Raw genomic sequence first — 21,570 nt, forward strand, 5'->3', positions numbered from 1 at the left:
CTGGACAGGACGGACCGGAAGTTTCTACCGTGAGCTTCCGAGATGCATCCATCGAAAGATCACGATGGAGGATCCATGACGACGACTGGTGTGTGGCTGATCGGGGCCCGCGGATCCGTGGCGGTGACCAGCGTGGTGGGTGCTCTCGCCCTGCGCGCCGGGCTCGCCGAGCCGCTGGGCTGCGTGACCGAGCTGCCCGAACTCTCCGGCCCGGCGGTTCCGGGGCTGGCCGACCTGACGTTCGGCGGCCACGACATCAGCGACCTGACCCTGGACAAGAAGGTGGAGAACCTCGTCGCGGCCGGGGTGCTGCCGTCCCGGGCGGCGGAGGCGGTCACCGGCGAGCTGGCCGCGGTGCAACGGGAGCTGCGGCCGGTGCCCGTCGCCGACACCCAGCTGGAGGTGGCCCGCCTGATCGCCGCGGACATCGACGACTTCCGCCGGCGGCGCGGCCTCGAACGGGTCGTGGTGGTCAACGTGTCGTCGACCGAGCCGGTGGTCGAGCCGCATCCCGCGCATCAGAGCCTGGCGCTGCTCGACGAGGCGCTGGCGAGCGGGGAGAAGGTTCTGCCGCCGAGTTCGATCTATGCGTACGCGGCCTTCACCGCCTGCTGCTCCTATGTCGATTTCACCCCGTCGACCGGCGCCCGGCTCCCGGCGCTGGCGGAACTGGCCGCGCGCAACGGCTCGGCGTACGCGGGGCACGACGGCAAGACCGGCGAGACGCTCGTCAAGTCGGTGCTGGCTCCGATGTTCGCGATGCGGCACCTGCGCGTGCGCACCTGGTCCGGCACGAACCTGCTGGGCGGCGGCGACGGCGCCAACCTGGCCGACCCGGCCGCGAACGCCGCCAAGGCGGGCAGCAAGCAGCGGGTGCTGGCCGAGACGCTCGGTTACCAGCCGCAGGGCAGCAGCCATATCGAGTACGTCGACGACATCGGCGACTTCAAGACCGCCTGGGACCTGATCACGTTCAGCGGCTTCCTCGGCACCTCGATGCGGATGGAGTTCTCCTGGCACGGCTGCGACTCAGCACTCGCCGCGCCGCTCGTACTCGATCTGGCTCGCCTCACCGCTGCCGCGCACGCCGCCGGGCGCAGCGGGCCCCTTCCCGAGCTGGCGTTCTTCTTCAAGGATCCGCTCGGCGACGTGCCGCACGCGCTGCCCGACCAGTGGGCCGCGCTCGTCGCGTTCGTCAGGGGCCTGCATGCGCCTTCGTGACCTGGCTGAGCTGGTACGCGCCCCGGCCGCCCTCTCGGTACCCGGCGACGCCATCGCCGGCGCGGCGGCCGCCGGCACCCTGGGCCCCGCGACGCCCGCGCTGGCCGCCGCGTCGGTCTGCCTCTACTGGGGCGGCATGGCCGCCAACGACTGGGCCGACCGCGACCTCGACGCACACGAGCGCCCGGAACGCCCGATCCCGTCCGGACGTGTCAGCCCCCGCCAGGCCCTGCTTACCGCCGCGGGCCTCACCGGCGCCGGCGTCCTGATCGCCACCCTGGCCGGCGGCCGTCGCGCCGCCGCGGTCGCGGTGCCACTGGCCGGCGCCGTCTGGGCCTACGACCTGTGGGCCAAGAACACCGCGGCCGGGCCGGTCATGATGGCCGCCTGCCGGGGTCTGGACGTGCTGCTGGGAGCGTCCAGGGGAGCAGTTCGCCGCGCGGTGCCCGCCGCGCTGACCGTCGCGGCGCACACCTACACGGTCACCGCGCTGTCCCGTGCCGAGGTGTCCGGCGCGGCGCCCGCCCTGCCCGCTGCCACGCTGGCCGGCACGCTCGCGCTGGCGGCCACCACGGCCGGGCGGCGGCCGGGACCGGCCGGGGTGCTCGCCGCCTGGTACGCGGCGGGGTACGGCACCGCGCAGGCCAGGGCGTTCACCGATCCGGCCGCGCCGCGCGTGCGTGCGGCGGTCGGGGCGGGGATCACCGGGCTGCCACCGCTGCAGGGTGCGCTGATCGCGAGGTCGGGCCGGCCGGTGCACGGTGTCGCCGTCGCGCTGGCCGCGCCGCTCGCCCGGCGCCTGGCGCGGAGGGTGTCACCGACATGAGATTCGGATACGGCACCAACGGCTTCGGCAACCACCGGCTGCCCGAGGCGCTGCGGGTGATCGCGGACCTCGGGTACGACGGGGTCGCACTCACGCTGGACACCGGCCACCTCGACCCGTTCGGCGCCGGCCTGGCCGGGCGCACCGCCGCCGTCGCCGCCGACCTGGAACGGCTCGGTCTGGCCGTGGTCATCGAGACCGGCGCCCGCTACCTGCTCGACCCGTGGCGCAAGCACTCCCCCACGCTGATGGACGACGAACCGGCCCGCCGCCTCGACTACCTGCGCCGCGCCGTCCGCGTCGGCGCCGACCTGGGCGCCGAAGCCGTCTCCTTCTGGGCGGGGATCGGACCGGCGGATGCGTGGGGGCGCCTGGTCGACGGCTGCGCCCAGATCGTCGGCGCGGCCGCGGAAGCGGGCGTCACCCTGGGATTCGAGCCCGAACCCGGCATGCTCGTCAACGACATCGCCGACTGGCGCCGCCTGCACGCCGACCTCGGCAAGCCGCCCCACTTCGGGATCACCCTCGACATCGGCCACTGCGGCTGCCTGGAACCACAGTCCGTGCCCGACTGCGTCCTGGCAGTCGCCGACCACCTCGTCAACGTGCAGATCGACGACATGCGGCGCGGCGTGCACGAGCACCTCGAATTCGGCGACGGCGAGATCGACTTCCCGCCGGTGCTCGCCGCACTCGGCGACGCCGGTTACCGCGGCCTGGTCTCGGTCGAACTTCCGCGCCACTCGCACGCCGCGCCCGCCGTGGCCGCGCGGTCCCTGGAATTCCTGCGAAAGGCCGCCGATGACCACTCTTGATCAGCTCCGCCAGGAACTGGGCGACCGCATCGACGACGACCTGAGGCGGGTGGCCGAGAACCCGCGAGCCGCCGCCGCGCTGTTCCCCGCCGCGGGCCGCCGCTACGGACGCGAACCCCTGACCGGCGGGTGGACGGCGGACGAGGCAGCACGAGCGCTCCTGCTCACCGAGATCGACATGGCCGAGATCTCGGAGATCTATCGGTACGGGGACACGGCCGAGAAACTCGCGGTACTCAAGGCCCTTCCACTGCTGACCATCGGCGAGAAGGGGACGCCACTCCTCGAGGACGCTCTGAGGACGAACGACACACGACTCGTAGCGGCCGCGCTCGGCCCGTACGCAATGAATCTGAGTCCCGAAGCCTGGCGCCAGGCCGTGCTGAAGTGCGTCTTCATGGGTGTGCCGCTGACAAGCGTGCACCGGCTCACCGAGCGTGCCGACCCCGAGCTCCGCGCCATGCTGCGGGCCTTCGCCGACGAACGCCGCGCGGCGGGCCGCGACATGCCGCCCGACGCGCTCGCCCTGCTGGATCAGCTGAAGGAGGCCTGATGCGCATCTTCGATCCGCACATCCACATGACCTCACGCACCACCGACGACTATCAGCGGATGGCCGAGGCGGGCGTGCGCGCGGTGGTCGAGCCCGCCTTCTGGCTGGGCCAGCCGCGCACCAACTCCGGCTCGTTCACCGACTACTTCGACGCGCTGATCGGCTGGGAGCCGTTCCGGGCGAGCCAGTTCGGCATCCGCCACCACGCCACGATCGCGCTGAACCCGAAGGAGGCCAACGACCCGCGCTGCCGTCCCGTGCTCGACCTGCTCCCCCGCTACCTGGCCAAGGACGGCGTCGTAGCGGTCGGTGAGATCGGATACGACTCGATGACGCCGGCCGAGGACGAGGTGTTCGCGGCGCAGCTGGCCCTCGCACTGGATCACGACCTTCCGGCGCTGGTGCACACGCCGCACCGGGACAAGGCGCGCGGCACCACCCGCAGCCTGGACGTGGTCAAGGAGTCCGGAATCGATCCGGGCCGGGTGCTTCTCGACCACCTCAACGAGGTCACCGTCGAGCCGGCCAGGGATGCCGGGGTCTGGCTCGGCTTCTCCATCTATCCCGACACCAAGATGTCGCCGGAGCGGATGGTCAAGATCTTGCAAACGTACGGGCCCGAGCGCGTTCTGGTGAACTCGGCAGCCGACTGGGGGCGCTCCGATCCGCTGCTCACCCTGCGGACCGCCGAGGCGATGCTGGCCGCCGGTTTCGACGCGGACGCCGTCGACCGGGTGCTGTGGCGCAATCCGGTGGAGTTCTACGGCCAGTCGAAACGCCTCGACCTGTCCGAGGGCCCGGAGACCGGCGCGACGTTCGCCGGCAACTCCATCCTGCGCGGAGGCAGCTGATGCATCTGAGCTACTGCACCAATGTGCACCCGGCCGAGGACCTGGCCGGGATCGTCGAGCAGCTGGACACGTACGCGCTGCCGATCCGCGAACGACTGGGCTCCGAGGTGCTCGGACTCGGGCTGTGGCTGGCCGCGCCGGTGGCGGCCGAGCTCGCGGCATCGGCCGGGCTGCGCCGGCGTCTACGGCGTGAGCTCGACGTTCGAGGACTGGAAGTGGTCACGCTCAACGGGTTCCCGTACGAGTCGTTCCAGGCGCCGGTGGTCAAACAGGCCGTCTACTTCCCCGACTGGACCTCGCCGGAACGCCTGACGTACACCCTCGACCTGGCCCGGGTGCTGACCGGTCTGCTGCCGGACGCCGCGTCGTACGGCTCGGTCTCCTCGCTGCCACTGGCCTGGCGCACACCGTGGGACTCGGCGAGGGCCGAGACAGCGGGCAGGCACCTCGACGAGCTCGCCCGGGGACTGGACCGGCTCGAGCGGGAGACCGGCCGGACCGTGCGCGTCGGGTTCGAACCCGAGCCGGGTTGCCTCATCGAGAACACCACGCAGGCCGCCGAGCTGCTGGCAGGCGTGGACACCACCCGGCTGGGCGTCTGCCTCGACCTCGCCCACCTGGCGTGCGCCTGGGAGGACCCGGCGGCGGCCCTGGAACGCCTCCGGTCAGCCGGCGTTCCGGTCGTCAAGGTGCAGGTGTCGGCCGCGCTCCAGGCCGACGATCCGGTTGCGGCCGCGGACGTGCTCCGTTCGTACGCCGAACCTCGCTTCCTGCATCAGACCCGCTCCCGCTCCGGCCCGGCCGCCGATGATCTGGACGAGGCTCTCGACCGCCGGATGCCCGGACCGTGGCGGATCCACTACCACGTGCCGCTGCACGCCGCCCCGGCCGCGCCGCTCACCTCGACGATCCCGGTGCTGCGCGAGGCGGTCCACGAGTTGCTGACCGCGCCCGGCCCGCGGTGCGAGCACTTCGACGTGGAGACGTACACCTGGGGTGTCCTTCCGCCGGACCAGCGCCCGGCCGACGCCGCCGGCCTGGCCGACGGCATCGCCGCCGAGCTCGCCTTCGCCCGCGACCTGCTCGCTGTCGAGGGGGCCGTCCGATGACGGCGCTCGTCGTGCTCGACGTCGTCGGGCTGACGCCGCGTCTCCTCGAACACATGCCGCGGCTGCGGGCCGTCGCCGACCGCGGCTTCCAGGCGCCGCTGGGCACCGTGCTGCCGGCCGTGACCTGCTCGGTGCAGTCCACGTTCCTCACCGGCCTCACCCCGGCCGGGCACGGCGTCGTCGGCAACGGCTGGTACTTCCGCGACCTCGGCGAGGTGTTCCTCTGGCGCCAGCACAACGCGCTGGTCGGCGGCGAGAAGATCTGGGACGCCCGCCCGGGGCTCACCGTCGCGAACGTCTGCTGGTGGTACGCCATGGGCGCGAACGTCGACTGGACCATCACGCCCCGGCCGATCTACCGGGCCGACGGGCGCAAGGAACCGGACTGCTACACGTACCCGCCGGAGCTGCACGACGAGCTGCCGCCGTTCCCGCTCTTCACGTACTGGGGTCCCGGCGCCGGGCTGCCCTCCTCGCAGTGGATCGTGGACGCCGCCCGGCACCTGCTCGACACCCGGCACCCCGATCTGACCCTCGTCTACGTGCCGCACCTCGACTACGACCTGCAGCGCTTCGGCCCGTCCAGCCCGCAGGCCCGCCGAGCCGCCGCCGAACTGGACGCTGTGCTCGCGCCGCTGCTCGACCGGCCGGACACCACGGTGGTGGCGCTCTCCGAGTACGGCATCACCGACGTGAACCGCCCGGTCGACATCAACCGGCTGCTGCGCTCGGAGGGCCTGCTCAACGTGCACACCCAGGACGGCATGGAGTACCTCGACCCGTGGACGTCGCGGGCCTTCGCCGTCGCCGACCACCAGGTGGCCCACGTGTACGTCCGCGAGCACGGCGACATCCCGGCCGTGGCCAAGCTCTGCGCCGGCCTGCCCGGCGTGGCCGAGGTCCTCGACGAGACCGGCAAGGCGGCGCACGGGATCGACCACGCCCGCTCGGGGGAACTCGTGCTGGTCGCCGAGCCGGACGCCTGGTTCACCTACTACTACTGGCTCGACGACGCGGCCGCGCCGGACTTCGCCCGCTGCGTGGAGATCCATCGCAAGCCGGGCTACGACCCCGCGGAGCTGTTCTTCGACCCGGCCGCGCCCGGTGCCGCCCGCCGTCGTGCGATCACCGCGGTGGCCCGCAAGAAGATGGGCCTGCGCTATCTGATGAACGTGGTCGGCCTGGACGCGGGCGCTCAGGCGGTCCGCGGGTCGCACGGCAGGCTGCCCGCCGATCCGGCGGACGCCCCCGTGCTCCTGTGCTCGGAGGGTGCCGCCGCCCGGGAGCAGGTCGCCGCGACCGAGGTGAAGGCGCTGCTCCTGGAACTGCTGTCATGACACTCCAGGCGACACGCAACCCGCTGCGGGAGCGGTTCGACGCCGCGCTCACCGGCTTCATCGACCGCCAGGACACGGCCTGGCCGGACGGTGCGCCGCGCGGTGCCCTCGACTCGCTCCGCCGCTTCATCCTGGCCGGCGGCAAACGCATCCGCCCCGCGTTCTGCTACTGGGGCTGGCGCGGCGGTGGCGGCGAGGACTGTCCCGAGGTGATCGACGCGGCGGCGGCGCTGGAGCTGTTCCACGCCTTCGCCCTGATCCACGACGACATCATCGACGGCAGCGACCGCCGCCGTGGCCAGCCCTCGATGCACCGCCTCTTCGCCACCCTGCACGACCGGCACGCCTGGCGGGGCGACTCGCTCGCGTTCGGCCGCAACACCGCCCTGCTCTGCGGCGATCTCTGCGCGGCGTGGGCCGAGCAGATGTTCCACGAGTGCGGCCTGCCGCCGGGTCAGATCCATCAGGGGTACGCGGCCTTCGCGCTGATGCGCACCGAGGTGATCGCCGGTCAGTACCTGGACCTGGTGTCCGGCGTCGGCGACGGCTCGGTGGCGAGCGCCCTCACCGTGATCCGCATGAAGGCGGCCCGGTACACCGTCACCCGCCCGCTGCAGATCGGCGCGCGGCTGGCCGGGGCGTCCCCGTCGCTGTGGAAGGCGTTCGGCGAGTTCGGCGACCCGCTCGGCGACGCGTTCCAGCTGCGCGACGACGTGCTGGGCGTCTTCGGCGACCCGGCGGTGACCGGCAAGCCCGCCCTGGACGACCTGCGCGAGGGCAAACCGACGGTGATGATGGCGCTGGCCCGCGACGCCGCCGGGCGCCCGCAGGCGGCCCGCATGGCGTCGCTGTTCGGCAACCCGGCACTCGACGACGAGGGCGCGGAGGAGCTGCGCGGCATCATCCGCTCGACCGGTGCGCACGAGCAGATAGAACAGATGATCCGGATACGCACGGACGCCGCCCTCGCCGCCCTCACCGGGGCCCGACTGCCGCCGCCGGTGCACACGGCACTCACCGAGCTGGCCGCGGCGGCGGTCGACCGTACGCATTGATCACAATTAATGCGATGGCAATCCTCTTCTCTTGAGGGGCGCCGGCGTGGAGAATCGGTCGCCGCCGATCAATTCCGACCACGGGGACCGGGCCATGCCTTTCGACGGGTTCATCTCGTACAGCCATGCCGCCGATGGGCGCCTCGCGCCGGCCGTACAGCGTGGCCTGCACCGGCTCGCCAAGCCGTGGCACCGGCGGCGGGCGTTGTGGATCTTCCGCGACCAGACCGGGCTGTCGGTGACGCCCGGCCTGTGGTCGTCGATCGAGACCGCGCTGGACGGCTCGCAGTACTTCGTGCTGCTCGCCTCGCCGGAGGCGGCCCGGTCGCCGTGGGTCAACAAGGAGGTCGAGCACTGGGTCGCCACCAAGTCGCCCCGGCGGATCCTGCCGGTGCTGACCGACGGCGAGTGGCGCTGGGACGCCGCGACCGGTGACTTCACCGAGGACTCCACGGCGGTGCCGGCCGCGCTGCGCGGGGTCTTCGCCGAGGAGCCGCTCTATCTGGACCTGCGCTGGGCCCGCGACGACCTGCACCTGAACCTGCGGCACGCCCGGTTCCGCGACGCGATGGCGCAGCTGGCGGCGCCGATGCACGGGGTGAGCAAGGACGAGCTGGAGAGCGAGGACGTCCGCCAGCACCGGCGGGCCCGCCGGATGTGGTCGGCGGCCATGGCGACGGTGCTGGTGCTGGGCCTGGTGGCCTCGCTGAGCGGGATCCTGGCGATGCGCAACGCCGGACGGGCCAGCGCCTCGGACGTGGAGGCGCGGCGGCAGCAGGCGAACGCCCAGCTGCAGGAGGGCCAGGCGCAGGCCGCCGCGGCCGAGACCCGCAGGCAGGAGCAGCTCGCCGACGAGCAGCGCGCCCTGGCCGACGAGGCGGCCGCGGACGCCGCCCTGCAGCAGGAGAACGCGGACCAGCAGCAGGAGACCGCGCTGCGGGAGAAGGAGAACGCCCGGCGCAGCTCCGAGGACGCGCGGCGCCAGCAGGAGAACGCCCGGCGCAGCTCCGAGGACGCCCGGCGCCGGCAGGAGGACGCCCGCCGGGAGAAGGAGAACGCCCGGCGCAGCGCGGAGGACGCCCGCCGCAACGCCGAGGACGCGCGGCGGCAGAAGAAGGACGCCCAGAGGTACGCGGCGGACGCGGCGCTGCAGCAGGAGAACGCCCGGCGCTCCGAGCAGGACGCCCTGCGGCAGCAGGAGCTCGCCGACCAGGCGGAGGCCCGGGCGCGGCAGCAGGAGCAGCTCGCGCGGCAGCATGAGGAACTGGCCCGCGAGGCGACCGAGGAACGGCTGCGGCAGGAGAGGATCGCGCGGGAGCAGGAGCAGCTGGCCCGGGAGGCGGCCGAGGAGGCGCGCCGTCAGCGTGAGGAAGCGGCCCTGCAACGGCGGATCGCGATCAATCAGCGGCTGATGGACCGGGCCCGCGCGATGATCGACTTCGACCCGAAGAAGGCGCTCATGCTGGGCGTGGCCGCGCGGCAGCTGCACTCCGACGAGCAGACCGGCGACCAGCTCAGCCACCTGGTCATGTCGACCAACTACGCCGGCACGCTCGCCGACGTCACCGACGCCGTCACCGTGGCCGGCAGCGTGCTCGCCACCGCCGAGGCCGGTGGGACGGTCTCGCTGTGGGACATCTCCCGCCCGGCGCAGCCGGTCCGGCTCGCCGGTGTGCCGGCCGGCGGATCGGCCCGGAAGACGCTGGTGTCCAGCCCGGACGGGCGCCGCCTCGCCGTCCTCGACGGGCAGTCCGCGGCGGTGCTGTTCGACGTGAGCGACCCGGCCCACCCGGCGCGGACGACCGAGCTCCCCGACGCCGCCGGGGTCGTCACGCTCGCGTTCAGCCCGGACGGGCGCACGATCGCCACCAGCAACCGCGACCGGAACACCACACTGTGGAACGCGCCGCCCGGTGCGGCTCCGGCCGCCGTCGCCACGCTGCCGCTGGCGCACTCGCTGACGTTCGGCCCGGAGGGGCGCACGGCGGTGACCAGCGGCGCGACCGCCACCGTGTGGAACCTGGCCGATCCGGCCCGCCCGGCCCAGCTCGCCACCATCAGCAACGCCCGTCCCGACGGGATAGTCGTGTACAACCCGACGCTGCAGGTGGTGGCCGTCGAGGAGAAGGACGAGCTGGTGGTGCCGTGGGACCTGCGGGACCCGGCCAAGCCGGCACGCGGCTCCTCGCTGGAGGCGGCCACCGGGGACGCCGAACTCACCCGGATGGCGTTCACCGCGGACGGGCTGATGCTGGCCGTCAGCGACTCGGCCGGCACGACCAGACTGCGCAACCTGACGCTCGGCGCGATTCCCGGGCAGACCGGGCTGCTGGGCCGGGTCGGCGTCCTGACCGGCCGCGACGGCCCCATCCGGTCGATCGCGCTCAGCCACGACGGCCAGATGCTGATCACCGCCGGCGAACGCGGGACGGCGACGCTGTGGAAGACCCGGGGCGCGTTCGCGCGGGACGTGGTCGCCGCCCTCACCCGGCCGTCCCCCGCCGACGTGGTGGGCGTCGCATTCGGGCCCGACGGGCGCACGCTGATCGCCGCCGACGCGCCGGGAACGGCTCTGACCTGGGACGTGACCGATCCGGCGCGGCCGGTCGAGAACCCGTCACAGTCGCTGTCGAGCGGGCGGATCCAGAAGATGGACCTCAGCCAGGACGGCCGCACCCTCGCGGTCGGCGGCATGGACGAGGTGGTCAAGCTGGTGGACATGACCCGGCCGGCCGAGCCGGTGCCGCTGGCCACCATCAGCGACGGCGGCGACACCGTGCAGGCGCTGGCGCTGAGCCCCGACGCCCGCACCCTGGCGGTCGGCCACCTCGACGGCAGGACGACGTTGTACGACCTGTCGGACCGGACCCGGCCGGCCCGGCTCGCCGAGGTCTCCGACCGCAAGTACATGGCCACGATCGCGTTCAGCCCGGACGGGCAGACCATGGCCGTCGCGGCGGGATACAACGTGACGCTGTGGAACCTGGCCGACCGGTCCGCCCCGGCACGCCACGCCGAGCTCTCCATGGGCACCTCCTCGTTCACGATGGCGTTCAGCCCGGACGGGGGCACCCTGGCGGTCGGCGCCGGATACGACGGATCGGTGAGCCTCTGGGACATCGCCGACCTGGGCCAGCCGCACCGCCTCGCCACCCTGACGGGCTCCGACAACGGATCGAGCTGGCTGGGCTTCAGCCCGGACGGGCACACCCTGGCCACCGGCGGGATCAGCGAGGCGCGGCTGTGGGAGGTCACCGACCCGAGCAGCCCGGTCCGGTTCGCCACGCTGGCGCACACCCAGCTCCGGACCCGCGACCTGGCGTTCAGCCCGGACGGGCGGACACTGGCCGCCGGCGGCAGCCGAGCCGTCACGCTCTGGGATTACTCGGTGCCGGAGAAACTTCGCGCCGACCCGAGCGGCGAGGCCTGTGCGATCACCGGCCGCGGTCTCAACGCCGAGGAGTGGGCCCGGTACATCCCCGAGCTCGAGCACCGGTCCACCTGCTGACGGGGCGGTCACGGCCGGCGGTTGGAGGGCAGCGCGGTCAGGCGCCGGGCGCGGATCAGCACGCGCCGGTGCCCGATCTCCTGGCCGGTGGAGCTGACCTCGACGCCGTCCACCTCGTACCAGAGGTCGCCCTGGTAGTCCACCGGGCTGTCCCAGTGGACGCGCTCGACCCGGAGCCGGAGGGTCTCCGTGCCGAAGCAGTAGTCCTGCTGGTCGAACTGGCTCACCGGCCTGCCGGGACCCCGATTCCTGTCCATGGCCGTATCCCATCGCTGTCTGCTGCCGCTGCTTGAAGACAAAGGTTGTGCTTCTGCACTCGCAGAATCAAGTGCTTGTGCACGTGCATATGCACACGGGGGCCCGGAATGGAAGATCGGCCGTGATGGATCCGATGAACAGCTGACCGCTATGGGTACGTTGCGACGGTGCGCGAGCGCAGAATATCCCGTATGACGGATGCCGCCCGGTTCGGGGGCGCGGCCGTGGCGCAGGCGCGATCCACGGCGAGGGCGAACTGCTCGACGTCGAGCGGCCGGTCCAGATAGGTCGCGCTGGTCGGCTGTTCCATGTAGACCATGTCGGGCAGCTCCGGCTCGGCGAAGCGCAGGATGGTGAACGGCAGACCGGCCGTGGCCAGCGTGTCCGCCTGGAACGAGCCGATGTGCAGCCGGACGTTGGGCGACTGGCTGGCCTCGGCGAGCGCCTCCAGCTGACGGCGCATGACGTCCGGTCCCCCGAGCGGGCGGTGCAGCGCCGTCTCGTCCACCGCCGCCCACAGGATCGCCGGGCTCGGGCCGCGCAGCACCCGCTGGCGCCCCTGCAGCAGCGAGATCCGACGGTTGAGCTGCTCCGGGGACCACGAACGGGACAGTTCCAGCAGCGCCCGGGTGTACTCCGGGGTCTGCAAAAGGTTCGGGACGAAGTGCAGGTCGTAGGTGCGGATCATCGAGGCGGCCTGCTCGAGCCCGAGGTACGACGTGAACCACGGCGGTACGACGTCCGACAGTGACTGCCACCAGGCGGGCGAGTTCGCCTGGCGTACGAGCGTGAGCAGGCTCTGCATCTCCTCGCCCTCCACACCGTAGAAGGAGAGCAGGTCGGCGATGTCACGCTCCTTGAACGGGACCCGGCCCAGCTCCATCCGGCTGATCTTGGACTCGGACGCCCTGATGTGCCAGCCGGCGTCCTCCCGGGAGACCTGTCGCGCCAGCCTGTACCGCCGCAGGCGTGCCCCGACCCGCATGCGCAGGGCGGTGGGACCGCCACGATCGTCGGAGAAGGTCGGCGTCATGAGTCCTCCCCGGGCCATGGCAGTCGACTCGAACCGGCGTTACCCGTGTGCACGTGCATTCAATCGTGCATCCTCCCTCTCATACGCTCTCACACTCGGCTGGGGGATTCCGCCCCTGCGCTGCCCGGCGCGTACGGTGTGGCCGGTTTTGGGACGAGAGTTACGGTGGGCGGATGTCTACGAGACTGTCACCAGCGGAATGGGCGCGGCGTCGCCGGGCTGACCGCGTCGACCGCCGTCTCGAGGTGGCCGGCGCGCGGGCGTTCGGGCGCCTCGGCCGCCTCGGGGAGAGCTGGCACTTCGTCGACTGGTCGCAGACCGGCCTGTCACGGCGGCACGACGAGAGCCACTCGCTGCGCGCGCGGGCCGGGTTCCTGGCGATCGGTCCCGGCGGGGTGTACGCCGTCACCATCGCCGACCAGGGACTCTCCCGCGTCCTGGTCGTCGGCGACGTGGTGCAGATCGACGGCCGGCGGCTCCCGTACGTCGTCGAGGCCCGCCGCGCCGCGAGCCGCGCCGCCGAAGCACTGTCCACCGCGGCCGGTGTCAACGTGCCGGTGACGCCGGTGCTCGCCTTCGCCGGCGTGGGCGCGCTCAGCACACACGGCCTGCCCACGACGTGCCTGATCGCCACCGACCGCGAGCTCGACAAACTCCTCACGGCCGGCGGCCACCGGATCAACCCGGGCACCGCCGCCCGCCTCGCGAAAATAGCCCGCGACCGCGCCGCCGCCGCCGACCAGGCACCGCCCGCACCCCGCCGCCCGAACGGCGACCAGGCACCGCCGGCACCCCGCCGGCCGAACGGCGACCAGCCGAGGCCCGCGTCCCGCTGATCGGCGGGCCGCATCGCACGGCTGGGCCCTCCCCGGGCCGGCCGGCGGAATCCGGGGCGACCGGCCGGCCAGGCTGCGTGCGGATCAGGGTGTGCCGCTGGCGGGCAGGGTGAGGATCATCGTCAGGCCGCCGCCCGGGGTGTCGTCCGGGGTGAGGGTTCCGCCCATGGCTTCGGTGAGGCCGCGTGCGAGGGCCAGCCCGAGCCCGGTGCCGGTCCCGTTGTCGCGGTCGCCGAGGCGCTGGAACGGCAGGAACACCTCCTCCCGGCGGTCCTCCGGGATGCCGGGGCCGTGGTCGATGACGCGCAGTTCGACGATGTCGCCGTGGGTGCTGCCGGTGATCACCGGTGGCCGGTCCGGCGGGCTGTGGCGCAGCGCGTTGCCGACGATGTTGACGAGGACGCGTTCGAGCAGGCCCGGGTCGGCGCGCAGCATCGGCAGGTCGTCGGGGACGTGCACCACGACGTCGCGGCCGGCCGGGCCGATCTCGTCCAGCGCGCGCGGGACGATCTCCTCGGCGCCGACGTCGATCGCGGCGACGCCGAGCGCGCCGGCCTGCAGGCGGCTCATGTCCAGCAGGTTCGCCACCAGCCGGTCGAGGCGGTCGAGGGACTCGTCGGCGGTGGCCAGCAGTTCCGCGCGATCGTCGTCGTCGAACCGTACGTCGCCGCTGCGCAGGCCGGCCACCGCGGCCTTGGCGGACGCGAGGGGCGTACGCAGGTCGTGGCTGACCGCCGCCAGCAGGGCCGTGCGGAGCCGGTCCGCGGCGGCGAGCGGTTTCGCCGCGGCGGCCTCGGTGGTGAGGCGTTCCTGCCGGAGGGCGACCGCGGCCTGCGCGGCGAACGCCTCGACGATCCGCCGGTCGGAGGCCCGGAGCAGACGGCCCTTGAGGAGCACCAGCAGGTTGTCGCCGGCCCTGACCTCGACGTCGGCGTCGGCGGTCCGGCCGCAGGCGGGCCCGCCGACCGCGGTGACGACCGCGCCGTCCTCCACAAGAGTGACCGAGTCCAGGCCGAACGTCTCCCGGAGCCGTTCGAGCAGGGCGGTCAGCGGCCGTTCGCCGCGCAGCACGCTGCCCGCCACCGTGGCGAGCGTCTGCGCGTCGGCGGTGGCCTGTGCCGCCTGGCGGGTCTTGCGCGCGGCCGTGTCGACGACCCAGCTGACGGCGATGGCGACCACGACGAAGATCGCGAGGGCCAGCAGGTTCTGCCCCTCGGCGATGGTGAACCGGCCGACCGGCGGGGTGAAGAACCAGTTGAGCAGCAGCGAGCCGGCCACCGCCGAGAGCAGGGCGGGCCAGAGCCCGCCGATGAGCGCGACACCGATGACCGCGACCAGGAACAGCAGGATGTCGTCGACCAGCGGCAGGGCGGGTGCCGTCTTGAGCACAGCGGTCAGCAGCGGCAGGCCGAGGAGGGCGGTGAGGAACCCGGCGATCCGGCGGCCCGGGGACAGCGCCGCGGGCACCGGGCCCCGGCTCCGTCCCCGGCCGGCGCGTTCGTGGGTGACCAGGTGCACGTCGATGGAACCGGAGCGGGCGATCGTGGTGACGCCGACACCGGCGGCGAACAGCTGCGCGAACCGGCCGCGGCTGGAGGCGCCGAGGACGATCTGCGTGGCGTTGGCGCCGCGGGCGAAGTCGAGCAGGGCGCGCGGGACGTCGGCGCCGACGACCTGGTGGTAGCTGCCGCCGAGGCTCTCCACGAGCACCCGCTGCCGGGCCAGGGCGGCCGGGTTGGCGCCGGCCAGGCCGTCGTCGCGGACCACGTGCACCGCCATCAGGTCGGCACCCTTGGTACGCGCCGCGATGCGCGACGCCCGCCGGACGAGCGTCGCACCCTCCGGCCCTCCGGTGAGCGCGACGACGACCCGCTCCCGCGTCTCCCAGGTGGAGTCGATGGCGTGGTCGGCCCGGTATCTGCCCAACTGGTCCTCGACCTTGTCGGCGAGCCAGAGCAGGGCGAGTTCGCGCAGGGCGGTGAGGTTGCCGGTACGGAAGTAGTTGCCCAGCGCCGCGTCGACCTTCTCTGGCCGGTAGACGTTGCCGTGTGCCATCCGGCGGCGCAGCGCCTCCGGGGTCATGTCGACGAGCTCGACCTGCTCGGCACCGCGGACGACGGCGTCGGGCACCGTCTCGCGCTGTTCGGTGCCGGTGATCCGCGCGACGACGTCGTTGAGCGACTCCAGGTGCTGGATGTTGACGGTGGTGAGCACGGTGATGCCGGCGTCGAGCAGGTCCCGCACGTCCTGCCAGCGCTTGGCGTTGCGCGAGCCGGGGACGTTGGTGTGTGCCAGCTCGTCGACGACCGCGACCGCGGGGCGCCGCCGCAGGACGGCGTCGAGGTCCATCTCGGTGAAGGCCGCGCCGCGATAGGTCATCTCGCGGCGCGGCACCACCTCCAGGTCACCGATCATGGCCTCGGTGTGTTCGCGGCCGTGCGTCTCGACCAGCGCGATCACCACATCGGTTCCGCGTTCGGCACGCCGGTGGGCCTCTTCGAGCATCGTGTACGTCTTACCGACGCCCGGCGCCGCACCGAGGTGGATGCGCAGCTCCCCGCGTGCCATCGCGCTACTCCCCGTCGAGGGCGCGGGCTTGCGCGAGCCCGTCGAGGGCGCGGTTGAGCCCGAGCACGTCGACACCGGGCTCGCCGAGGAAGCCGAGAGCGCGGCCGGTGGTGTGCCCGGCGATCAGCTCCCGGACCCGCTCCTCGGGGAGGCCCCGCTCAGCCGCGACGCGCGGGACCTGGAGCGCGGCGTACTCCGGGCTGATGTGCGGGTCGAGGCCGCTGCCACTGGCGGTGACCGCGTCGGCGGGCACGGCCGGGTTCGCGGGGGCGTCGCCGCGGATCGGGGTGATCACTCCCCCGCTGACCGCCGCCGGTCCGGCCTCGACCGGAACGCCCTGGTAGGTGGAAACGAACGCCGGGCCGTTGACCGCCACAACGCGGGTGATCGGGCCGGTAAGTCCGTCCCGCCGGAACACCTCGAGGACCGCGCCCACACCGTCGCCGGTGCAGTAGGGGCGGCTGCCGTCGACCCCCTCGAGCCTGCCGACGGCGAGGCTCCGGGCGCAGACCTGGGTGAGCAGGCTCTGCCGGTCGGGCGTGTCCACCACGTCCTCCGGGCCCAGGTTGCTGGCCCCGGTGGACGTGGGGTCGTAACCGGCCACCGACGGCCGGCTCTGGAAATACTTCGGGACCGGGTTGCCGTCGGCGTCGGCGAACGACTGGCCGATCAGAACCGGACCGGCAAGGCCGGGGATCTTGCCGACCCCGACCAGGAGCAGCGGGTAGGCGAGGCCGAGGACGACGGTGAGGACGAGCAGCGCGCGGAGCGCGGCGAGGTGCTGGGCAAGCCAGGCAGGAAGTCGCATTCGGATCAGATCCCGGGGATGAGCTGGATGAGCAGGTCGATGAGCTTGATGCCGAGGAACGGTGCGGCCACGCCGCCGAGGCCGTAGATCAGCAGGTTGCGGCGGAGCAGGCGGCTCGCCGACGACGGCCGGTAGCGGACCCCGCGGAGTGCGAGGGGGATCAGGAGAACGATGACGATCGCGTTGAAGACGACCGCGGAGAGGATCGCCGAGCCCGGCGAGTGCAGCCGCATGATGTTGAGCGTGTCCAGGCCGGGATAGACGGCCGCGAACATCGCCGGGATGATCGCGAAGTACTTGGCGATGTCGTTGGCGATGGAGAACGTCGTCAGGGCGCCCCGGGTGATCAGAAGCTGCTTGCCGATCTCGACGATCTCGATCAGCTTCGTCGGGTCGGAGTCGAGGTCGACCATGTTGCCGGCCTCCTTGGCGGCCGACGTGCCGGTGTTCATGGCGACGCCGACGTCGGCCTGCGCGAGGGCGGGCGCGTCGTTCGTGCCGTCGCCGGTCATCGCGACCAGCCGCCCGCCGAGCTGTTCTTTGCGGATATAGGCAAGTTTGTCCTCGGGTGTCGCCTCGGCGAGGAAGTCGTCGACGCCCGCTTCGGCGGCGATGGCGGCGGCGGTGCGCGGGTTGTCGCCGGTGATCATGACGGTGCGGATGCCCATGCGCCGCATCTCGTCGAATCGCTCGCGCATGCCGGACTTGACCACGTCCTTGAGGTGGATCACTCCGAGCACGCGATCGTTCTCGGCCACCACGAGGGGTGTGCCGCCCGATCCGCTGATCGCGTCGACGATCTCGCTCAGCTCGGCCGAGTCCGATTTCGCCCAGGCCATCACGGCGCTCGCGGCACCCTTGCGGATCTTCCGCTCGCCGATGTCGACGCCGCTCATCCGGGTCTGCGCGGTGAACGGCACGAAGCTCGCCCCGGCCACCTCACGCTCCCGCAATCCGTGATCCTTCTTGGCCAGCACGACGATCGACCGCCCCTCTGGCGTCTCATCGGCCAGGCTGGCGAGTTGCGCCGCGTCGGCGAGATCTTTCAGATCAACACCGGACATGGGTACGAAGGACGCGGCTTGCCGGTTCCCGAGAGTGATCGTGCCCGTCTTGTCCAGCAGCAGGGTGTTGACGTCGCCGGCCGCCTCCACCGCGCGGCCGCTCATCGCCAGGACGTTGCGCTGCACGAGGCGGTCCATCCCGGCGATGCCGATGGCCGACAGCAGCGCCCCGATCGTGGTCGGGATGAGGCAGACCAGCAGGGAGACGAGCACGATGCCGGTGACGCCGTGGCCGTCGATCGCCGCGGTGTCCGGCGCCGCCGCCTGGTACGCCTTGGAGAAGATCGCCAGCGGCTGCAGGGTGACCACCGCGAGCAGGAAGATGATCGTCAGGGCCGACAGCAGGATGTTCAGCGCGATCTCGTTCGGGGTCTTCTGCCGGTTCGCGCCCTCGACCAGGGCGATCATCCGGTCGACGAAGCTCTCCCCCGGCCGCTGGGTGATCCGCACGACGATCCGGTCGGAGAGCACCTTCGTGCCACCGGTGACCGCGCTCCGGTCGCCGCCGGACTCCCGGATCACCGGGGCCGACTCGCCCGTGATCGCCGACTCGTCGACGCTGGCGATGCCCTCGATGACGTCGCCGTCACCGGGGATGATCTGGCCCGCCTCGACGATCACGACGTCACCCAGCTGGAGCTCGGGCGCCGGGACGGCACGGCCGTCCCTCAGGTGGGCGACGGTGTCCCGCTTGGCCGACCGCAGCGCGGCGGCCTGCGCCTTGCCGCGTCCCTCGGCGACGGCCTCGGCCAGGTTCGCGAACACCACGGTCAGCCACAGCCAGACCGTGATCAGCCAGGCGAACAGGCTGGGTTCCACGATGCTGAGCACGGTGGTGAACACGGCGCCGATCTCGACGATGAACATCACCGGGTTGCGCCACATGACCCTCGGGTCGAGCTTGCGCAGGGCGTCCGGCAGCGAGCGCCACAGCTGCTTCGGGTCGAGCAGGCCGGCCTTCACCGGCTGCGGCGGTTCCTCGCCCTGAACGACGAGTTGTTCTTCGACGACGGTGGTCATGAGAGGCCCTCCGCGAGGGGTCCGAGAGCGATGGCGGGGAGGAAGGTGAGGGCGACCAGCACGACGGTCACGCCGGCGACCATGCCGACGAAGAGCGGCTGGTGTGTGGGTAGGGTGCCGTCGGTCTCGGGCGCCGGCTGCTGCCGGGCCAGCGAGCCGGCCAGCGCCAGGACCAGGACCAGCGGCAGGAACCGGCCGAGCAGCATGGCCAGCCCGAGCGCGGTGTCCCACCAGGGCGTGTTGACCGTGATGCCGGCGAACGCGGAACCGTTGTTGTTGGCGGCGCTCGTGAACGCGTACAGGACCTCGGAGAGACCGTGCGGGCCCACGTTGAGCGCGGTGGCGTTGTTGCCGGTGGCGAACGCCGCCGCCGTTCCGGCGAGCACGAGGACCGGCGTCACGAGGAAGTACAGCGACGCGAGTTTGATCTCCCGGGCCCGGATCTTCTTGCCCAGGTACTCCGGGGTGCGCCCGACCATCAGCCCGGCCACGAACACCGTGATCGTGGCGAGGATCAGCACGCCGTAGAGACCGGACCCGACCCCTCCCGGCGCGACCTCGCCGAGCATCATGTTGACCATCGGCATCATGCCGCCGAGCGCGGTGTACGAGTCGTGGAACGAGTTGACCGCCCCGGTGGACGTCAGCGTGGTCACGGCGGCGAAGGTCGCCGAGCCGGGAACGCCGAAGCGGGTCTCCTTGCCCTCCATCGCGGCGCCGACGGCCTGCGGGACGGTACCCGCCCCGTGCATCTCGAACGCGACGGTCAGCGCGATGCTGCCGAGCGCGAGAATCGCCATGACCGCCGCGATCGCGTACCCCTGGCGGTTTTGATTGATCATGCGGCCGAAGACCCGGGGCAGGCTGAACGGGATCAGCAGGATCAGGAAGAGCTGCAACCAGTTGGTCCAGGCCGTCGGATTCTCGAGCGGGTGCGCCGAGTTGGCGTTGTAGAAGCCGCCCCCGTTGGTGCCCAGCTCCTTGATGACCTCCTGCGAGGCGACCGGGCCGCCGGTGATGTGCTGCGTGCCGCCGGTGAGCGTGGTGACGTCGGTGCCGACGGAGAGGTTCTGCACGACGCCGCCGATCATGAACACGATCGCGAACAGCACCGACAGCGGCAGCAGGATGCGCAGGGTGACGCGGGTCAGGTCGACCCAGAAGTTGCCGAGCGTCGCCGCACCGCGCGCCGCGAACCCGCGCGTCAGCGCGACCGCCACGGCGATGCCGACGCTCGCCGAGACGAAGTTCTGCACCGCCAGCCCGGCCATCTGCACCAGGTGGCCCATCGTGGACTCACCGGAGTACGCCTGCCAGTTCGTGTTCGTCACGAAGCTGACCGCGGTGTTCCAGGCGATGTGGTCGGTGACCGCGGGCAGGCCCAGCGACAACCACAACCGGTCCTGCAGCCGCAGGAAGGCGTAGAGGAACAGGATCGAGACAGCGGAGAAGGCGAGCACGCCGCGGGCGTAGACACCCCACGTCTGCTCGGCGTTCGCGTCCACCCCGACGAGGCGGTACACGCCCCGCTCGGCGGCGTTGTGCCGGCGGCCGGAGACCACCCGGTACATGTAGTCGCCGAACGGCCGGTACACCGCGACCAGCGCGGCCACCAGCGTCAGCACGAGAAGCCAGGCGGTCATCAGAATCTCTCCGGGAAGAGCAGGGCGGCCACCAGGAAGGCGGCCAGAAGCACGGCCAGGATCAGGCCGGCGGCGTTGACGGCGTTCATCGTTCGACCGCCTTGACCAGCACGGTCAGCGCTGCGAACAGCGCCACCGTGAGCACGACGAACAGAAGATCAGCCACGGAGGACTCCCAGAAGGTGAAGGTGTTTCGGGTGGTGCTCCCCCAGAGAAGCGCGCCGGGACGCCGTCGTTAACGGCTGTTCACGCGTTGCATACGCCGGACTCACGGTTGTTGACGCGCCGTTGACGCCGGTACTCGGTACTACCGGATAGCGGTACTCGGTGTTACCGTATAGCGGTACCCGGTGACACGAGGTACCGGAGACGGGAAGGAGCCGCGGTGGACGATCTGACGGAGATGCTGAAGGGCACTCTCGAGGGCTGCGTGCTGGAGATCATCAGTGGCGAGGAGACGTATGGGTACGCCATCACCCGCCGCCTCAACGACCTCGGCTTCACCGACGTCATCGACGGAACGGTGTACACCATCCTGCTGCGACTGGAGCGCAACGGGCTGGTGCAGGTGACCAAACGACCGTCCGAGATGGGCCCGCCGCGCAAGTTCTACACGCTCAACGACGCCGGGCGGCGGGAACTCGCGACGTTCTGGGCGAAATGGCAGTACGTCTCATCACGCATCGACAGTCTCAAGGAGGGCGGGAGATGAACTTCTGGGAGACCATCACCGGCAACGACCTCACCCGGGAGTGGAAGGCCTTCGAAACCCGGGCACAGGCACTGCCGGCCGACTACCAGGCGGCATGGGGACAGATCGTCGAGAACATGTTCCCCTTCGGGAGCTTCACCGGCCGCAACCTCATGCCGATTCTCGACGGCGCCCTCGGGCTCCTCGAGGAGACCTCCGCGGACGGCCAGAGCATCGACGACGTGCTGGGCGACGACATCCCCGGCTTCTGCGCGGCATTGGCCGGCGGCAAGGGCGCCCGGACCTACCGCGACCGGTGGCGCGACCAGTTGAACCGCAACGTCGCACGCAAACTGCGCAGGCTGGGAGGCTGA

At 72.0% G+C, this 21,570-nt stretch carries 19 protein-coding genes; 12 read left to right on the forward strand and 7 right to left on the reverse strand.

What is annotated here, in order from left to right:
• Nucleotides 1-75 precede the first annotated feature (75 nt).
• The 9 genes from AB0M02_RS36250 (at nucleotide 76) to AB0M02_RS36290 (ending at nucleotide 11,275) form a co-directional block, all read left to right on the forward strand.
• On the forward strand, nucleotides 76-1,221 hold the full coding sequence (locus AB0M02_RS36250; RefSeq protein ID WP_364235475.1) for an inositol-3-phosphate synthase: 1,146 nt from the start codon (nucleotides 76-78) through the stop codon (nucleotides 1,219-1,221).
• On the forward strand, nucleotides 1,208-2,047 hold the full coding sequence (locus tag AB0M02_RS36255; protein WP_364235476.1) for an SCO3242 family prenyltransferase: 840 nt from the start codon (nucleotides 1,208-1,210) through the stop codon (nucleotides 2,045-2,047). The genes AB0M02_RS36250 and AB0M02_RS36255 overlap by 14 nt, the downstream gene beginning before the upstream one ends.
• Complete coding sequence (locus AB0M02_RS36260) at nucleotides 2,044-2,862, forward strand: sugar phosphate isomerase/epimerase family protein (RefSeq protein ID WP_364235478.1); 819 nt, start codon at nucleotides 2,044-2,046, stop codon at nucleotides 2,860-2,862. Before AB0M02_RS36255 ends, AB0M02_RS36260 begins: the two co-directional genes overlap by 4 nt.
• Nucleotides 2,849-3,415 carry an EboA domain-containing protein gene (locus tag AB0M02_RS36265; RefSeq protein ID WP_364235480.1) on the forward strand — a complete coding sequence of 189 codons (567 nt, stop codon included), beginning with the start codon at nucleotides 2,849-2,851 and terminating at the stop codon, nucleotides 3,413-3,415. The genes AB0M02_RS36260 and AB0M02_RS36265 overlap by 14 nt, the downstream gene beginning before the upstream one ends.
• On the forward strand, nucleotides 3,415-4,266 hold the full coding sequence (locus tag AB0M02_RS36270; protein WP_364235483.1) for a TatD family hydrolase: 852 nt from the start codon (nucleotides 3,415-3,417) through the stop codon (nucleotides 4,264-4,266). Before AB0M02_RS36265 ends, AB0M02_RS36270 begins: the two co-directional genes overlap by 1 nt.
• Nucleotides 4,266-5,375, forward strand: a complete 1,110-nt coding sequence (gene eboE, locus AB0M02_RS36275; protein WP_364235485.1) for a metabolite traffic protein EboE — start codon at nucleotides 4,266-4,268, stop codon at nucleotides 5,373-5,375. The genes AB0M02_RS36270 and eboE overlap by 1 nt, the downstream gene beginning before the upstream one ends.
• Nucleotides 5,372-6,712, forward strand: coding sequence for a nucleotide pyrophosphatase/phosphodiesterase family protein (locus tag AB0M02_RS36280; RefSeq protein WP_364235487.1), 1,341 nt, complete (start codon nucleotides 5,372-5,374; stop codon nucleotides 6,710-6,712). Before eboE ends, AB0M02_RS36280 begins: the two co-directional genes overlap by 4 nt.
• Nucleotides 6,709-7,767: a polyprenyl synthetase family protein gene (locus AB0M02_RS36285; RefSeq protein ID WP_364235488.1), complete on the forward strand. Its 1,059-nt coding sequence runs from the start codon at nucleotides 6,709-6,711 to the stop codon at nucleotides 7,765-7,767. The genes AB0M02_RS36280 and AB0M02_RS36285 overlap by 4 nt, the downstream gene beginning before the upstream one ends.
• A 94-nt stretch (nucleotides 7,768-7,861) precedes the next feature.
• On the forward strand, nucleotides 7,862-11,275 hold the full coding sequence (locus AB0M02_RS36290) for a TIR domain-containing protein (protein ID WP_364235490.1): 3,414 nt from the start codon (nucleotides 7,862-7,864) through the stop codon (nucleotides 11,273-11,275).
• A gap of 8 nt (nucleotides 11,276-11,283) precedes the next feature.
• On the opposite strand, the gene AB0M02_RS36295 is transcribed toward AB0M02_RS36290, so the two are convergent.
• Together AB0M02_RS36295 and AB0M02_RS36300 are read right to left on the reverse strand one after the other, a co-directional pair.
• On the reverse strand, nucleotides 11,284-11,532 hold the full coding sequence (locus AB0M02_RS36295; protein WP_364235493.1) for a hypothetical protein: 249 nt from the start codon (nucleotides 11,530-11,532) through the stop codon (nucleotides 11,284-11,286).
• Between the two features lie 149 nt (nucleotides 11,533-11,681).
• Nucleotides 11,682-12,566 carry a helix-turn-helix transcriptional regulator gene (locus AB0M02_RS36300; RefSeq protein ID WP_364235495.1) on the reverse strand — a complete coding sequence of 295 codons (885 nt, stop codon included), beginning with the start codon at nucleotides 12,564-12,566 and terminating at the stop codon, nucleotides 11,682-11,684.
• A 173-nt stretch (nucleotides 12,567-12,739) separates the two neighbouring features.
• Here AB0M02_RS36300 and AB0M02_RS36305 point away from each other — a divergent pair, with 173 nt between their 5' ends.
• Nucleotides 12,740-13,402 (forward strand): hypothetical protein, encoded by a 663-nt coding sequence (locus tag AB0M02_RS36305; RefSeq protein ID WP_364235498.1) that lies wholly within the window; start codon nucleotides 12,740-12,742, stop codon nucleotides 13,400-13,402.
• Nucleotides 13,403-13,486: 84 nt separating this feature from the next.
• On the opposite strand, the gene AB0M02_RS36310 is transcribed toward AB0M02_RS36305, so the two are convergent.
• From AB0M02_RS36310 to kdpF, 5 genes are read right to left on the reverse strand one after another with little or no spacing between them, the layout of a single operon-like run.
• Entirely contained in the window at nucleotides 13,487-15,970 is a 2,484-nt protein-coding gene (locus tag AB0M02_RS36310) for a sensor histidine kinase KdpD (protein ID WP_364235501.1), read from the reverse strand.
• Between the two features lie 4 nt (nucleotides 15,971-15,974).
• Entirely contained in the window at nucleotides 15,975-16,778 is an 804-nt protein-coding gene (locus tag AB0M02_RS36315; RefSeq protein ID WP_364235502.1) for a potassium-transporting ATPase subunit C, read from the reverse strand.
• Between the two features lie 5 nt (nucleotides 16,779-16,783).
• Nucleotides 16,784-18,862, reverse strand: a complete 2,079-nt coding sequence (gene kdpB, locus AB0M02_RS36320) for a potassium-transporting ATPase subunit KdpB (RefSeq protein ID WP_364235504.1) — start codon at nucleotides 18,860-18,862, stop codon at nucleotides 16,784-16,786.
• Nucleotides 18,859-20,505, reverse strand: a complete 1,647-nt coding sequence (gene kdpA, locus AB0M02_RS36325) for a potassium-transporting ATPase subunit KdpA (RefSeq protein WP_364235506.1) — start codon at nucleotides 20,503-20,505, stop codon at nucleotides 18,859-18,861. Before kdpA ends, kdpB begins: the two co-directional genes overlap by 4 nt.
• Nucleotides 20,505-20,594 (reverse strand): K(+)-transporting ATPase subunit F, encoded by a 90-nt coding sequence (gene kdpF, locus AB0M02_RS36330; RefSeq protein WP_364235508.1) that lies wholly within the window; start codon nucleotides 20,592-20,594, stop codon nucleotides 20,505-20,507. Before kdpF ends, kdpA begins: the two co-directional genes overlap by 1 nt.
• 296 nt (nucleotides 20,595-20,890) lie before the next feature.
• On the opposite strand from kdpF, the gene AB0M02_RS36335 reads away from it, so the two are divergent.
• Entirely contained in the window at nucleotides 20,891-21,217 is a 327-nt protein-coding gene (locus AB0M02_RS36335; RefSeq protein ID WP_364235509.1) for a PadR family transcriptional regulator, read from the forward strand.
• Nucleotides 21,214-21,570, forward strand: a complete 357-nt coding sequence (locus AB0M02_RS36340; protein ID WP_364235511.1) for a DUF1048 domain-containing protein — start codon at nucleotides 21,214-21,216, stop codon at nucleotides 21,568-21,570. The genes AB0M02_RS36335 and AB0M02_RS36340 overlap by 4 nt, the downstream gene beginning before the upstream one ends.

The sequence above is a fragment of the Actinoplanes sp. NPDC051861 genome (genome assembly GCF_040681145.1).
In the GTDB taxonomy this organism is placed as follows: domain Bacteria; phylum Actinomycetota; class Actinomycetes; order Mycobacteriales; family Micromonosporaceae; genus Actinoplanes.